Annotated in this window: 1 protein-coding gene; it reads left to right on the forward strand. The window is 49.1% G+C overall.

The genetic code is table 11. The annotated features are described in order from the left end of the window. Positions 1-176: 176 nt before the first annotated feature. Positions 177-2195 carry a phosphodiester glycosidase family protein gene (locus H6S82_RS29245; protein ID WP_190475530.1) on the forward strand — a complete coding sequence of 673 codons (2019 nt, stop codon included), beginning with the start codon at positions 177-179 and terminating at the stop codon, positions 2193-2195. The last annotated feature ends 213 nt before the right edge of the window (positions 2196-2408 follow it).

A 2408-nucleotide genomic window follows, 5' to 3' on the forward strand; every position in this document is an offset into this window, starting at 1 on the left:
TGCGTGCCGACACCCTTGGTAGAAACAGGAAGTAGACAGCGTTGTCCGATTATATCTGGCAATGTATAAGTTCTACGTAGCAGGTTAGTTCTTAGCGGTCAGCCCGAATACAACGGAGAATAGGGACACAAAAGTTTATTCCCATTCCCGATTCCCCATTCCCTATTCTCATTGGCATGGTTTGGTATCTCAAAAAACGAATTTCTCGTTTCCTTTCTCGATCGCCTTTGCGCTTCTATGGCAAAAAGCTGTGGCGCAAGCGCCGCCAACTCGCGATCGTAGCCATAATAGGCATATTGCTCTGGGTAGCAACTTCTTTCTTGAAAAAGGAGGAACAGCTGGTTTCGGCAAAACCGATGACAGTACTCGCCCAAGAGTTGCCGATTCCCCTTCCCAAAAAATCTTCGGGACAATATAAGTTGCTGGGACAGGGCGATCGCATCTCCCTCAACGGACAAACTTGGCCCGCTACTTGGAGTAAGTGGCAAATAGGAACAAATCGCAAGCCTCACATTGCGGTAACCGATGCCGGGTTAAAGCAAACAATGGGAGTAGAGTTGTTAAGTTCCTGGGATTTGACCAAGCAGGCAGTGCAGTGGTTTACCGATCCCTCCGCAGAACGGCTGACTTTTCCTACTTTACTCACAAACCAATACCGATATTTGGATATTACCGATTTTGCCGATCGCCTGGGTTGGCAAATGCTCTTTGATGGTACAACCCTGCGAATCAAGTCACCTACCGCTACAGTAACGAACATTCAGCAAGAACAGCCCAGTAAAAACGGCGAAGTTGCAGTACCGCATCGCATCATCTTGGATCTCGATCTTCCCACGCCCTGGCAAGTCAGCCAACAAGGTGCTGTTTTGAGTCTGCATATCGATGCAGCTGCTGCACCGGGACTGATGGAGCGTTATTATCCCAAACCTCCAGAAGCAACAACCGACGAGCAAGGATTCCCTTTACCATACGCTACAACAGAGCCCATCCCGCCGCCAAACCCCGGCCTGCCATTAAGAATCGAAACAAGCCAGAACAAAACCACCATCCGAGTTGATATCCCTCCAGGTCTGCATCCGCGCATCTGGAGTGTACCCGCTCCTTATCGCTTAGTCATAGACCTAGCTACTGATGAAGTCATCGTAGAACGAGACATTATTTGGGCGACCGGATTGCGCTACAGACAGCAGATGTTTAACTTGGGGTCGTCTCAGTTCCCAGTCATGTGGCTGGAGATCAATCCCCGCCAATCCATCATGTTAAGACCGATTTGGAGCAATCCCAATACTTTAGTGGGAATTACTCCCTTAGTTGAACAAGCCAAGCAATGGCAGGTGGCAGCTGCGATTAATGGTGGCTTTTTTAATCGCAACACCCAATTACCGTTGGGAGCAATTCGTCGTGATGGTTTATGGCTATCCAGTCCAATTCTAAACAGAGGTGCGATCGCCTGGAACGATAGCGGCGAAGTGAAAATCGGACATCTCAGCCTTCAGCAAGTATTAATTACTTCTACGGGTGAGCGTTTGCCCGTTCTCTCGGTTAATAGTGGCTACTTGCAATCCGGAATTGCCGTACATACCCCAGAGTGGGGGTCTACTTACGCTCCTTTAACCGAAAATGAGACAATTATCACCGTCGAGAACGATCGCGTCATCAGTGTAGAACCATTCAGCCGCATTCCCTTGCTGGGTAATGCCCTCAGCAAAACTTCTTTCCCCATTCCATCTGAAGGCTACCTGCTAGTCGTCCGAGATCGTAGCAGCGCCGATGTCCTTCCCGTTGGCACCATTGTCCGGCTGGAAAGTTATCCCGTTCCCCTGGAATTTGACCGCTACCCGCAGGTTATGGGTGCAGGGCCACTTTTACTGCAAAATCGTCAAATCGTGCTGGATGCCAAAGCCGAACAATTCCGGGACAACTTTATCCATCAAGCCGCACATCGTTCCTGTATCGGCACAACTGCTTCTGGTACTATCTTGATCGTAGCTGTGGGCAACCGGATCGGCGGCCCCGGCCCGACCTTGAATGAAATTGCCGAACTAATGCGGCTGATGGGAGCAGTAGACGCTCTCAACCTAGATGGCGGTAGCTCTACCAGTCTTTACCTTGGGGGCCAACTGCTCAATCGCTCGCCTCACACCGCCGCTCGCATCCATAATGGTTTGGGTGTGTTTATCCAGACCGATAGATAACTGAGGCATTGGGCGATTTTGGATTTAAGGAAAAAAGTGAGAATTGAAGCTCCCAGTAGCGAGCGAAAAAACTTATTTAATTGTAAGGTAGGTTAGGCACGGGCCATAAATTCATGGTTTTGAACCAATTTTGAACCAATAATCAAATTCCCGTGCCTTCACCCACCATCGCACTCAGATGTGAAAAAAATGAACATTTTTCACGATAAACCC

The sequence above is a fragment of the Planktothrix sp. FACHB-1355 genome (genome assembly GCF_014748295.1).
Lineage (GTDB): Bacteria > Cyanobacteriota > Cyanobacteriia > Cyanobacteriales > Aerosakkonemataceae > Aerosakkonema > Aerosakkonema funiforme_A.

Bases quoted from the DNA above. Each gene is read 5' to 3' on its own strand.
- H6S82_RS29245 (WP_190475530.1), top strand. From the start codon at position 177: ATGGTTTGGTATCTCAAAAAACGAATTTCTCGTTTCCTTTCTCGATCG.